Annotated in this window: 12 protein-coding genes and 3 pseudogenes; 12 read left to right on the top strand and 3 right to left on the bottom strand. The window is 39.6% G+C overall.

Annotated features, from left to right (window positions below; all coding sequences use genetic code 11):
• From tnpB to plsY, 3 genes are all read right to left on the bottom strand, one after another.
• A partial coding sequence (gene tnpB / locus V757_RS16925; RefSeq protein ID WP_147628816.1) for an IS66 family insertion sequence element accessory protein TnpB occupies nucleotides 1-222 on the bottom strand: 222 nt, incomplete at its 3' end.
• A complete protein-coding gene (locus tag V757_RS28265; protein WP_155805776.1) occupies nucleotides 203-343 on the bottom strand; it encodes a hypothetical protein in 141 nt (46 codons plus the stop codon). The genes tnpB and V757_RS28265, both read right to left, overlap by 20 nt.
• A 146-nt stretch (nucleotides 344-489) precedes the next feature.
• Complete coding sequence (gene plsY, locus V757_RS16930) at nucleotides 490-1,080, bottom strand: glycerol-3-phosphate 1-O-acyltransferase PlsY (protein ID WP_052019188.1); 591 nt, start codon at nucleotides 1,078-1,080, stop codon at nucleotides 490-492.
• Nucleotides 1,081-1,424: 344 nt separating this feature from the next.
• On the opposite strand from plsY, the gene surE reads away from it, so the two are divergent.
• The 12 genes and pseudogenes from surE (at nucleotide 1,425) to V757_RS16995 (ending at nucleotide 12,588) form a co-directional block, all read left to right on the top strand.
• Nucleotides 1,425-2,180, top strand: coding sequence for a 5'/3'-nucleotidase SurE (gene surE, locus V757_RS16935; protein WP_023949192.1), 756 nt, complete (start codon nucleotides 1,425-1,427; stop codon nucleotides 2,178-2,180).
• A gap of 229 nt (nucleotides 2,181-2,409) precedes the next feature.
• Nucleotides 2,410-3,055, top strand: a pseudogene (locus tag V757_RS16945) (protein-L-isoaspartate(D-aspartate) O-methyltransferase).
• Between the two features lie 54 nt (nucleotides 3,056-3,109).
• Nucleotides 3,110-3,841: a peptidoglycan DD-metalloendopeptidase family protein gene (locus tag V757_RS16950; protein WP_023949194.1), complete on the top strand. Its 732-nt coding sequence runs from the start codon at nucleotides 3,110-3,112 to the stop codon at nucleotides 3,839-3,841.
• A 31-nt stretch (nucleotides 3,842-3,872) separates the two neighbouring features.
• Nucleotides 3,873-4,645, top strand: a pseudogene (locus V757_RS16955) (3'-5' exonuclease).
• Nucleotides 4,646-4,870: 225 nt separating this feature from the next.
• Nucleotides 4,871-5,458: a Spy/CpxP family protein refolding chaperone gene (locus tag V757_RS16960; RefSeq protein ID WP_023949196.1), complete on the top strand. Its 588-nt coding sequence runs from the start codon at nucleotides 4,871-4,873 to the stop codon at nucleotides 5,456-5,458.
• Nucleotides 5,459-5,735: 277 nt separating this feature from the next.
• A complete protein-coding gene (gene rlmD / locus V757_RS16965; protein WP_023949199.1) occupies nucleotides 5,736-7,133 on the top strand; it encodes a 23S rRNA (uracil(1939)-C(5))-methyltransferase RlmD in 1,398 nt (465 codons plus the stop codon).
• Nucleotides 7,126-7,689 (top strand): DUF2889 domain-containing protein, encoded by a 564-nt coding sequence (locus V757_RS16970; protein ID WP_023949201.1) that lies wholly within the window; start codon nucleotides 7,126-7,128, stop codon nucleotides 7,687-7,689. Before rlmD ends, V757_RS16970 begins: the two co-directional genes overlap by 8 nt.
• A gap of 107 nt (nucleotides 7,690-7,796) precedes the next feature.
• On the top strand, nucleotides 7,797-8,960 hold the full coding sequence (gene sucC, locus V757_RS16975; protein ID WP_023949203.1) for an ADP-forming succinate--CoA ligase subunit beta: 1,164 nt from the start codon (nucleotides 7,797-7,799) through the stop codon (nucleotides 8,958-8,960).
• Nucleotides 8,961-8,971: 11 nt separating this feature from the next.
• Nucleotides 8,972-9,854 (top strand): annotated as a pseudogene (sucD, locus tag V757_RS16980) (succinate--CoA ligase subunit alpha).
• Nucleotides 9,855-10,034: 180 nt separating this feature from the next.
• Nucleotides 10,035-10,772, top strand: a complete 738-nt coding sequence (locus tag V757_RS16985; protein ID WP_023949205.1) for a TerC family protein — start codon at nucleotides 10,035-10,037, stop codon at nucleotides 10,770-10,772.
• A 129-nt stretch (nucleotides 10,773-10,901) separates the two neighbouring features.
• Complete coding sequence (gene hemC / locus V757_RS16990) at nucleotides 10,902-11,855, top strand: hydroxymethylbilane synthase (RefSeq protein WP_023949208.1); 954 nt, start codon at nucleotides 10,902-10,904, stop codon at nucleotides 11,853-11,855.
• Between the two features lie 4 nt (nucleotides 11,856-11,859).
• Entirely contained in the window at nucleotides 11,860-12,588 is a 729-nt protein-coding gene (locus V757_RS16995; RefSeq protein WP_023949210.1) for a uroporphyrinogen-III synthase, read from the top strand.
• Nucleotides 12,589-12,607: the final 19 nt, after the last annotated feature.

Genomic DNA, 12,607 nt, shown 5'->3' on the forward strand with positions numbered 1-12,607 from the left:
CAAGGCTAAGGCCTGCAGTTGTTCTGCCGACAGTGCCGGATTCATCCGTGAGCCTGCACCGTGAAAGCGTCCTTCATGTAGTCGACGAACACATAGCCACGACCCCATCGCATCGTGCATGAGTAATTTAAGAAGCGTGTGCGTGCGATTCATAAACACATAGGCTTCGTGAGGTGCCACCTGACCAAAGCGCTGAATTGCCTTAGTGCGCAAGGTATCCATCCCCGCCTCGTAAATCTGTCGCCTCACTCACCAGGATGATTCTATCTAGTGCCAGTAGGCTAGACGCTTGCTCTTGAATTCCCACTCGTTGGGCGGTCTCGATACGCATTAAAGACGGCATTGATTTCTCCTAACATACACAAAACCATAGTGTCGCGCAATTTAGCAGGAATGAATACATGTGTTCACCGGACGCTTACTCTATTCCTGCTATGGTTTATTTATTTTTTCTTTTGACCAATTTTTGATTCTTTACCTATTAATAAATTATGAATATTTTTTTTTATGTTTATAAATTAAAAATAGACTAATAAAGGCAATGGCTACCAAGATTTCACTAGAGAATGAGGGAGAGGAAAAATTCAATGTTAAGTAAAGAAAAGGAGCACTACCAGCAGCAACTAATGCCGCGAGAGAAGAGTATTTAAACAAAAGAGCCACTAATAGCCAGATGACTATCAAAATAAGCGCTAGGCTAGGATCTAGACCTAGTAAGACACCAATTCCAGTCGCAACACCTTTGCCACCCTTGAAACCCAGAAAAATAGAATACACATGTCCTAAAAAAGCCGCTACAGCAACTAAACTGATGGCTAAATTATCTTGAGCAAAAAATTGACTAGTTATAAATACAGCTAGCCAGCCTTTAAAGGCGTCGCCAATTAAAGTAAGTACGGCAGCTTTTTTATTGCCACTACGCAAAACATTGGTAGCACCGGGATTGCCCGATCCAAAATGTCGAGGGTCTTGAAGCCCAAATAAACGACTTACCAAGATAGCGAAAGGGATTGATCCCATCAAATAGGCGATGAAGATAGCAAAAACATAGGCAAGTATTAATGTTGGCGTTAATGACATAAGATGTTTATAGGTAATTTAAAAGAAGTCTCTATTATAGAAATAATGTCGGATTATTGACAAACCTTTTGTGTATTTTGCTGTGCAGTTTTTACTGATGAGAAAAACCTATGTACTGAAAATAGCTATATCCATAGTCTGATATTATTGCCAAATTTATTGTGTAAGATATGTTGATTGAAGAGTAAAAATTGGTTTGTTTTTAAGTGAAAAATTGAATCTGCGATAAGGTAAAACTTTGCATTTTTTCACATTTTCATTCTGTCAAAATGAGGACTTTTCTTGTTTCTTGATGGAAAAAAAAGTTAAAATATCAGCTACGATTAAACAGATGGCGACAGCTAATGAAACCCAAGATTTTACTTTCTAATGATGATGGTTACTCTGCAAAAGGGATAGAATTACTCTATGAAAAGCTTTCTACATGGGCAGAGGTGACTGTTTTTGCTCCTGAGGTAAATCATAGTGGTGCTTCAAATTCACTCACAGTTAGTCGTCCATTAAATGTTAGACAAGCCACCAATGGGTTTTATTATGTCAATGGTACGCCGAGTGATTGCGTGCATATTGCCTTAACAGGTGTAATGCAGGAGTTGCCCGATTTAGTGGTTTCTGGTATCAATAATGGTGCTAATCTTTGTGAGGATACGCTTTATTCAGGTACAGTAGCCGCAGCGACAGAGGGTTTTCTATTTGGTATTCCCTCTATCGCATTTTCATTGACAGCACGTAATTGGCCGAATATTGAAGCGGCAGCAGACATTGCCAATGAAATAGTAAAATTTGCTTCGGCACACCCTCAAGAGAAGCCAACCTTATTAAATGTCAATATTCCTCCCTTACCTCATCATGAGTTTGATCAGATCCAAGTGACTCGACTAGGTAAACGTCACCCTAGTCAAGCGGTGATCCAAAGTACAAATCCTCATGGTGAGCCTATTTATTGGATTGGTCCTGTGGGTGAGGTATTGGATGGTGCTGATGATACGGATATTGCAGCAATTGCTCAAGGAAAGGTATCAATTACGCCATTACGTCTTGATTTAACGCACTTTGATCAGCTAAATCAAATAGAAAAATGGATCAAAGGAAATGTATAAAAAAAATAAAATAACCGCAAGTAATAGTAATACTCGTATTGTGACGCCTTCCAAAGTGTCAAAGGCTATTAGTGCGACAATGTCAGGTCCTTTATCAAAAGCGTCTGACAAACGTATTGTTAAAAAGTATAGTAATACCAAACTTATGACGGGTAATCGTGTGCTTGGTCCTATACCGTCAGATACGCTAAAACAGCAAATTAATACGGTGTTATCGCGTAACTCTGGTATGAATTCAGATTCAGCAAAGAATTAATATGGTTGCTCGTTTAAGGACACAATTTAATATCACTGATGAACGTGTGCTACGTGCAATGGTGAGGGTCCAGCGACAGTTCTTTATGGATCAGGGGACAGCAATTAGAGCTTATGAAGATGAAGCGTTACCAATTGGTTACGGACAAACCATTTCTAAGCCATCTGTTGTCGCAAGAATGATATCATTACTAATTAAAGATAAAACTTTATCGGGTAAGGTTTTAGAAATTGGCTCAGGCTGTGGTTATCAAGCAGCGATTTTAGCGTGTATTTTCAAAGAAGTTTACTCAATAGAGCGAATTAATGGATTACATGAATTAGCTAAGCATAATTTAGCCAAGTTTATAGATATGCCTAAGGTGCATTTAGTCTTAGGTGATGGGATGCTGGGGCTACCAGATGTAGCGCCATTTGATTCTATTATTATTGCAGCGGCAGGTTTACAAATACCTAAAGCGTTATTATTACAGTTAAGTATTGGTGGACGCTTGATTGCTCCGGAAGGTGAGCGAGAACAGAAATTGGTTTTAGTTGAGCGTAAGGGGCCTCAAGAATGGTCTCGTACAGAGCTAGAGCAAACACGTTTTGTTCCCCTAAAGACAGGGATTCAGGCCTAAGCTTTTGATTACTTAGGATAATGTATAAGTTTTTACAGAAAGGTTTTAAAAAGTATGTTTAAAAAATCAAAGATTTTGGGTTTGACGCTAATTACTGTTGTATTAGCAGGTTGTGCAGGTTCAGGTAACAAAGCACCTATTTCAACGATTGGTGGTGGATATTCAGGTGGATCATCTGCTGTGTCTGGCAATGGTATACACGTAGTACAACGTGGTGATACGATGTACAGTATTGCACGTCGTTATAATGTGCCTGTTAGTCGTTTGCTCAGTATGAATAATCTTTCAAATCCATCTCAAATTGAAGTGGGTCAGCGTATTCGAGTGGGTGCAGGTTCAAGTGTATCGGGTAGCAGTAGCGCTGTAACTCAACCTAAAGATTCTTCTTATGCGAATGTAACGCCACCTAAAGCCGCAGATGCCTCTGCGATTTCGTGGACATGGCCGCACAAAGGTAATATTATCTCTTCTTATTCAGAAAGCACTCGTGGGATTGATATTGCAGGTAATCTTGGTGATCCCGTTAAAGCAGCAGCATCGGGTACAGTATCTTATGTAGGTAATGGTTTAAGAGGCTTAGGCAATCTAGTCTTGATTACTCATAGCAATGGTTTTATTTCTGCCTATGCACATAATCAACGTCTGTTAGTGAAACAAAATCAGCGTGTTAGTGCAGGGGATAAGATTGCTGAGTTAGGTCAATCAGATACAACATCACCTCGCCTACATTTCGAAATTCGTCGAAATGGTACGCCAGTTAATCCAGTTTCTTATTTGCCTCGCTAATCAAGCGTAGCTAGTAGTGATAGGTAAGTTTATGATTCCATATCTCGTTTTCGACTTAGAGACTATTCCTGATGTTGAGGGTTTGCGGGCGCTGTATGAACCAGCAGAATCGCTTAGTGATGCTGAGTTTATTGCACAGGTTTTAGCAGAGCGCAAAGAGAAAACGGGAACGGAATTTTTACCTCATCACCTACAAAAAATAGCTGTTATCGGCTGTGTGTTAGAGATGATAACGGCTTTAGAGTTAAAACGCTTGGCGATGATGAGGCAGATGAAGCAAAAATGATTCGCCAGTTTTTTAAAACAATTGATGTCTATAAACCGCAAATTATCAGTTGGAATGGTAGTGGTTTTGATTGGCCAGTCCTACATTATCGTAGTTTAATTCATGGGGTAAGTTCTCTAGCCTATTGGGATACGGGTGAAGAGGATAGGGACTTTAAATATAATAATTACCTCAGTCGTTATCATACACGTCATACAGATTTAATGGATGTGCTCGCTGGCTATTCTGGGCGAGCTAATGCACCCCTTGACCAATTAGCGAAACTTTGTGGATTTCCCGGTAAGTTAGGCATGGATGGTTCACAGGTATGGACAGCATGGCAAGATGGGCGTGCTGATGAGGTGCGCGCCTATTGTGAAACGGATGTGGTTAATACTTGGTTAATGTATTGCCGTTTCCGTTTGATTAAGCAAGATCTAGATGAACAGGCATATCAGCAAGAAATTGAGCTGGTTCGTGAAACCTTGACTCAACTTGATAAACCGCATTGGCAAGAGTATTTAAGCCATTGGAAATAGCACTACTGTAGGTGCGTCTTAATCCTTAATCATCTTATTCCTATTTTTCTCCTTAAAATGCCTATTACATAGAGAATGGGTATTTCTTAATTCGCTATTACGATAAAAAATACTCTATATGAAAGATAATGTAATAAGTGTGGTTTAAAAGGAAATAGTTTTGAAATGGGTTCTCCATCATAATGTACTCACATTAGTAGCATATATTTATTCAAGGAGAATATTATGAAAACTTTTAATATCAAAAATTTCTTAGCATTATCAGCTATTGCATTAGGTGTTTCAGTAGGTAGTTCTTATGCTGTTACTCCTTCAGATGCTCAAGGTAAAATGCCACAAAATCATCGATTTGAGTTAAATGGTGAGAAGCTTCATCACGAAGGTATGGGTCCTTTCCATCCACGCTTAATTGAGTCTTTAAAATTAACAGATGAACAAAAAACTAAGTTTGATGACTTACGCAAAGTTCAAAAAGAAGCTTGGGAAAAACGAGCACAAGGTTTCAAAAACCTAAAAGAATTACGTGAAAAACAACTTGAGTCAGGGGATATTAATTTCTCAGCACTATTTGCTGAAGAAGATAAAATTCAAGCTGAAGCAAGTAATGACAAACAAACTTATCGCTCTAAATTGGTAGCATTTTGGGATAGTTTGACAGCAGACCAAAAAGCACAAGTGATTAAAGATCAAAAAGAGCATAAAGATCATTTTAAAGATCGCCAACGTAGACATGGTGATGAACATTTCAAAAAAATGGAACCAAGAGATAAGCAAGCACAACCTTTACAAAAAGAAGTTAAACCTGCTCAATAATGGTTAGTGAGTGTATTGGCAAATAGCTGAAATTTAATGAAATATTTACACTAAAAGGAGAAATACTTTTGAAACTAGGTTTATTGCATAATACACACATCGATTGATGAGAAACTAATTCTTGTTAAACGATTTTCCCTTATTTAAATTTCCTCTCCCTATTAGCCTCGTTTCGACGAGGCTTTTTTTTGCTTGTTTACTGAATGGATTGGTCGTGTTTACTGATAAAGTATCTTAAAATATCGGCTATTAAATAATGTCATAGGATGTATAGTATATGTCGGAAATTTTAACGATTGAATCGCTCGATAATGAAGCAAGAGGTATTGCAAGACGTGATGGCAAGGCAATTTTTGTAGAAGGAGCTTTGCCTGGAGAGCGTGTAGAAGCGAATATTTTCCGTAAAAAACCATCTTATGAAAATGCACGTGCAGAGAGAATTCTTAAACAATCGTTTATGCGCGTAGAGCCTAAATGTCCTAATTATGGGGTTTGTGGTGGCTGTGCTATGCAACACTTGGAGCCATCAGCTCAAGTAGCTGTCAAGCAACGTACCTTAGAAGATAATTTTAAGCATATTGCCAAGCTAGCCATTCCGCAAGTATTACCAGCAATTTATGGACCTACGTGGGGATATAGATTTCGTGCGCGTCTTTCTGTCCGTTATGTACGTAAAAAAGATTCTGTATTGATTGGATTCCGGGAGCGTAGAGGCAGTTATGTGGTTGATATGAAGGAATGTTTGGTCTTACCGAAATCTGTATCAGATTTACTGTTACCTTTGCGTCAGTTAATTGGCGATTTGACAATTAAAGAGGCGGTTCCTCAAATTGAAGTTGCTGTAGGTGATGAGTGTATCGTGCTTGCTTTGCGTCATATGGAGCCATTAATTGCAGAGGATATCGCTAAATTAGAAGCTTTTGCCGCACAATATCACGTTGTCTGGTGGACTCAAGCCAAAGGACCTGATACCTTAAAGCCATTACATTCAGAAGATGAGCATCGTCTGGCCTATTCATTGCCACAGTTTGGCTTGCGTATGCACTATAAACCGAGTGATTTTACGCAAGTTAATTATTATATTAATCGCAGCTTAATTGCTAAAGCGCTAAGTTTATTAGCGGTTCAAGCTACAGATCGTGTGGCAGACTTATTCTGTGGGTTAGGTAATTTTACCTTGCCACTAGCCACTCAAGCGAGAGAAGTAGTAGGTATTGAGGGGAGTTCAACGTTAACGGATAGAGCATTAGCTGCTGCCAGAGATCATCACTTAGAGACTAAAACTAAGTTTTCTACACTTAACCTGTTTGATGTAGATGTGGAGTGGTTAAGAGACTTGGGCTATTTTGATCGTATGTTGATTGATCCTCCAAGAGAGGGGGCTTTTGCAGTGGCAAAAGCCTTAGCTCAATTACAGGAAAATGAGCGACCTAAGCGTATTGTTTATGTCTCCTGTAATCCTGCTACACTGGCAAGAGATGCTGGCGTATTAGTCAAACAAGGTGGTTATCGTTTAGTCAGTGCCGGTGTTGTCAATATGTTTCCCCATACGGCACATGTTGAATCTATCGCGGTATTTGAATGGCATGAAGGAGACCAAATACCAGAGCCACAAGCTGATGATGAAATCTTACTCGATGATGCAACTACAGGAGAGGCCAGTACAGATGAGTAATGTATCGCGTACACCTGTTCACCATCGCAAAATAGATATTCATTCTTTCTTGCGTGAAGATGGCTTATGGGATTTAGAGGCTACCTTGGTAGATGTAAAAGCATATGATTTCACCAAAGCAAATAATACAGTCATGAAAGCAGGGGATGCTGTTCATGATATGACGATATGTATAACGGTTACCGAGGATGGTGAAGTGGTGGCTGCCAAGGCGAGTTATGCAGCAGCACCATATGCTGAGGTCTGTTTTTCTATTCAAGAGGCTTATCAGCAATTAGTAGGGTTACATTTGCTGAAGGGATTCAGACAAAAAGTAAAAGAGCGTTTTGCCAAAACTCAGGGTTGTACACATATGTCTGAATTAACGATATTGTTGCCAACTGTTTTTGTGCAGAGCCTTTCAAAGAAACGTAATCAGCGGAATGAAGATTTAGGTAAGCGTCCCTTTCAGTTAGAAGGCTGTCATGCATTACGGCTAGACTCTGATGCAGTGAAAGAATTTTATCCAAAGTGGTATTCCAGTCATTCAAATGACTTAATGAATGAGTTACAATAGAGCGTTGTCGTAGATCAAGTGGTCTCGATTGCAGTTAGATTTTTATTTATTTTAGTGTCCTTAACAATGTAGATTAAGGGCTTTATTCAACTTCTTATAGGTTATCTATGAAGATTCATGAGTATCAAGGCAAAGAGCTTCTGAAAGGATTTGGTGTGAATGTTCCTCGTGGCATTCCAGCTTTTTCTGTAGAAGAGGCAGTTAAAGCGGCTGAGCAATTAGGCGGTCCAGTATGGGTAGTTAAGGCTCAAATTCATGCTGGTGGTCGCGGTAAAGGCGGCGGCGTTAAATTAGCGCGTTCTATTGAGGAAGTTCGTGAACTTTCTTCTCAAATCTTGGGTATGCAATTAGTTACCCACCAAACAGGCCCACAAGGTCAAAAAGTTAACCGTCTATTAATCGAAGAAGGCGCTGACATCAAAAAAGAATACTATGTGGGTATTGTGACTGATCGCGCCTCTCAACGTGTTTGCGTAATGGCATCTAGCGAAGGCGGTATGGATATTGAGGAAGTGGCAGAGCGCACTCCTGAGAAAATCCTAAAAGTTTTTGTTGATCCCAAAACAGGTCTTACACAAGAAGAAGCTGAGAAATTAGCTAGAGGTATCGGCATTCCTGAGGCTTCAGTGGCAAAAGCGGCATCTGAATTCCAAAAATTATACAAAGCGTATTGGGATACTGATGCATCATTAGCAGAAATCAACCCATTAATTTTAACTGGCGACGGTGATATCCGTGCATTAGATGCAAAATTCAATTTTGACTCAAATGCGTTATTCCGTCATCCAGAAATTGTGGCTTACCGTGACTTAGACGAAGAAGACCCAGCTGAAATCGAAGCGAGTAAATTTGATTTAGCTTATATTCAATTAGATGGCAATATTGGTTGTCTAGTAAATGGTGCTGGTTTAGCGATGGCAACAATGGATACAATTAAGTTATTCGGTGGTGAGCCAGCTAACTTCCTTGACGTAGGTGGTGGTGCAACAGCAGAAAAAGTTACTGAAGCCTTCAAAATCATGTTGCAAAACAAAGATGTGAAAGCTATTTTGGTGAATATTTTCGGTGGTATTATGCGTTGTGACGTAATTGCTGAAGGTGTGATTGCTGCCTGCCGTGCAGTTAACTTAAATGTACCTTTAGTAGTTCGTATGAAAGGAACAAATGAAGAATTAGGTAAGAAAATGTTAGCTGATTCTGGTCTTCCAATCATTAGTGCAGATACGATGGCTGAAGCAGCAACTAAAGTTGTTGAAGCAGCTAAAAAATAAGGAATTAAGCAATGTCTATTCTTATTAATAAAGATACAAAAGTTATTACTCAAGGTATCACTGGTAAAACAGGTCAATTCCATACTCGTATGTGCCGTGAATACGCAAACGGTAAAGAATGTTTTGTAGCCGGTGTAAACCCAAAACGTGCTGGTGAGGATTTTGAAGGGGTACCTATTTTTGGTACAGTAAAAGAAGCTAAAGCACAAACAGGTGCAACGGTTTCTGTTATCTATGTTCCACCAGCAGGTGCAGCAGCATGCAATTTTAGAAGCAGTAGAGGCTGAATTAGATTTAGCTATTTGTATTACAGAGGGTATTCCTGTTCGTGATATGTTAGAAGTACGCAATCGTATGCGCGAACTTAATAGCAAAACATTGCTATTAGGCCCTAACTGCCCTGGCTTGATTACACCTGACGAAATCAAAATCGGTATTATGCCTGGTCATATTCACCGCAAAGGTCGTATCGGTGTAGTTTCTCGCTCTGGTACATTGACTTATGAAGCTGTAGCTCAATTAACAGAGCTAGGTTTAGGTCAATCTTCTGCTGTTGGTATTGGTGGTGACCCAATTAACGGTCTAAAACATATTGATATCCTCAAAATGTTCAATGATGACCCAGATACTGACGCTGTGGTGATGATTGGTGAAATCGGTGGTCCAGATGAAGTTAATGCGGCTATGTGGGCTAAAGATAATATGAAAAAACCAATCGTAGGCTTTATTGCTGGTGTAACAGCTCCTCCAGGAAAACGTATGGGTCACGCAGGTGCACTTATCTCTGGTGGTGCTGATACAGCAGAAGCTAAATTAGAAGCAATGGAAGCTTGCGGAATCAAAACGACTCGCAACCCTTCAGAAATGGGTAAATTATTAAAATCTATTCTGTAATAGAATTGTTTTTTTATTAGTTTTATCTATGCGATTAAAGCCGTTTTCAATCAATGAAAACGGCTTTTTTTATTTGTAAACATCATGAAAATACAGGTGTTAAAGGTGCTTTCTGCTTTATAATAACTTGTTCGCAAGTGCTTAAATTGCGAAGAATTGATTTAAATTTGAAGGGGTATTATGTTAGATTGGTTAGAGCATGTTAATTGGGGTGTTGTAGCAAGTATTGTGCTTATTGACATCTTATTGGGTGGTGATAATGCCGTTATTATTGCATTAGCGTCACGTAATCTTGAAAAATCAAAACGATTACAAGGGATTTTATGGGGGACGTTTGGTGCCATCATTATGCGTATCGTCTTGATTTTCTTTGCGATGCAATTGTTAAATATCCCTTTCTTAAAAGTGGTAGGTGGCGTGTTATTGCTATGGATTGGTATCAAATTATTACTACCCCATGATGATGACCATAATAATATTCATGCAGGTACGACCGTATGGTCTGCTGTTAAGACTATTTTAGTGGCAGACTTTGTGATGAGTTTAGATAATGTGATTGCTATTGCCGGTGCCGCTGAAAAAACACATTCGGATCACCAAATTGCTTATGTTATTTTTGGCTTGCTTGTATCTGTGCCAATTATTATCTGGGGTAGTACATTAGTACTTAAATTAATTGACCGTTTCCCTAGTGTTGTTATTGGTGGTGCTGCTTTGCTAGGCTGGATTGCAGGTGGTATGTTAGTGACTGATATTAAAATTGTCGAATGGTTCTTCGCCAATGCTGGAACAGTAGCAGATTCTAATTCGGCATTAGCGTTAGTACCGTCAACCGTTAAATATGGTGCTGAAATTGCAGGGGCTATTTTTGTCGTTGCTGTAGGTCTACTTTGGGCAAAAAGCAAAAAATCAGCTTAATTCATTATTTGGATATCCAATGCTATGAGTAAAAAACAAACGTTATCACTATTACAATGGTTAGCTATTGTCTTTGTGCTAGGGGTGATTCTAGCCGTAGCAGCTAATTATTTACGCTAGGAAAAATCAATGGCAGTTATTCCCTCTATGACTAAAGTGGTTATTGCGACACGAGAAAGTCGTTTGGCACTCTGGCAGGCTGAATTTGTGCGTTCTCAATTGCAAGCACGCTATCCTCATTTGACTGTTGAGCTTCTTAAAATGACGACAAGAGGCGACCAGATTTTGGATAAAACATTATCCAAAGTAGGGGGTAAGGGATTATTTGTCAAAGAATTGGAGACGGCTTTGATGGATGGTCGTGCTGATTTGGCGGTACATTCTCTCAAAGATGTGCCGGTTGATTTGCAGTATCCATTCGCACTAACGTGTGTGATGGAGCGTGATGATCCAAGAGATGCTTTTGTGTCTAATCACTACTCAGCACTTGCAGAGTTACCTGCAGGTGAGGTTGTTGGGACATCAAGTCTACGTCGAGAATCTCAAATTCGTGAGCGTTATCCTCATTTAGAGGTTAAACCTTTGCGAGGTAATTTGGATACCCGTTTACGTAAATTAGATGAGGGTCAATATGCAGCGATTATTCTCGCCGCAGCTGGCTTAAAACGTCTAGGTTTAGTTGAGCGAATCAAGGCATTTATTGATACAAACGATAGTCTACCGGCAGCTGGTCAAGGTGCCTTAGGTATTGAAATCATGGCAGATCGTCAAGATATGGTTGATTTATTAGCCCCGTTAGTCGATACTGATACATTGGATTGTGTAACGGCTGAGCGAGCTGTATCCTTAAGTCTTGGAGGTTCTTGTCAGGTTCCTTTGGCGGCATTTGCTCAATTGACACACAATGATTTACATATCCAAGCATTAGTTGCCTCTACTGATGGCAAAACCATTCTACGTGCTGAATTAACTGGGACGAGAGACAAAGCGTTTGAGTTGGGTCAGCAAGTTGCCTCAATGCTTAAATCAAGTGGTGGGCAAGAGTTAATTGACCAAGCGTTAGCATTAGCTAATAATCCATAACGATATGACATCACGTTCAATTATTCTGTTATCACGATCCGAAGCCAAGAATAAACTCTTGGCTTCAGCTTTATCGCGACAATTGCCAATTAATAAAAATGTCGAGATATTATCTGTTCCAGCCTTATCACTGAGATGTCGTCAATGGAATGAATTAGCTGGTGAAGAGCAGGCTAGCATTGAGCAATTAGCAGATATCGATCTGGTTTTTTGTGTGAGTGCTTTTGCCGCAGAGTGTTTTTTTTCCCTATTAACAGAAAAAAAATTAGTACTTCCTGAACAGCTGTCTTTTGCCTGTGTGGGCTCAGCGACCAAAGATTTTTTACGCCAGAAAGGCATTGCTGAGCAGAAAATTATTTATCCACAGAATGGTAATGACTCGGAGTCAGTGTGGCCCTTACTTGAACCTTATATTCCATCGTCATTCAGTAATATTCTTATTCTACGAGCGGCTACAGGTAGAGAATGGTTAGCTGATAAGCTTAGAGAAAAAGGGGCTATTGTGCACTATGTGGCTACTTATCAGCGGCAAGATAATATGTTAGAGGCAGGAATCGTAGGGGACTTACAAAAGGCTATGGATAATAACGCTAAGATATATTGGCTATTATCTAGTGGTGAAGGAGTGCAAGCCTTATTTCATCAATTAGCCCCCATTTTTCAGAATCTAACATTAGCAGAGATTCGTAATCGTCATCATTTTTTTGTTTTTCATCCACGCATTCTGWCATGAAAGGCTTCAGCAGTGCTTA

The sequence above is a fragment of the Pelistega indica genome (genome assembly GCF_000506865.1).
GTDB lineage: Bacteria > Pseudomonadota > Gammaproteobacteria > Burkholderiales > Burkholderiaceae_B > Taylorella > Taylorella indica.